1 protein-coding gene is annotated in these 221 nt (G+C 35.7%); it reads right to left on the bottom strand.

The window, feature by feature from the left end; genetic code table 11:
- The coding region (locus DW922_RS18235) for a histidine kinase dimerization/phospho-acceptor domain-containing protein (protein ID WP_279221356.1) at nucleotides 1-221 on the bottom strand (221 nt) is incomplete at both ends.

Consider the following 221-nt stretch of genomic DNA (forward strand, 5'->3'; position numbering starts at 1 on the left):
TCTATAACTTTTGCTTTATTACCTGCATCATGTCTGATCAAAGACGTAATACCAATGATTGCATTCATGGGTGTACGAATATCATGTGACATATTAGACAGGAAATCCGTTTTCGCCTTATTTGCATTTTCAGCTGTCTGTAAAGCCTCTGTTGCAACGTTCTTTGCCTTTTTCAGTTTTTGATTGACTACTTCCATTTCCTTCATTGTTTGTAAATGAAG

It is taken from the genome of Clostridium sp. AM42-4 (genome assembly GCF_003480105.1).
Classification (GTDB): domain Bacteria; phylum Bacillota; class Clostridia; order Lachnospirales; family Lachnospiraceae; genus Brotaphodocola.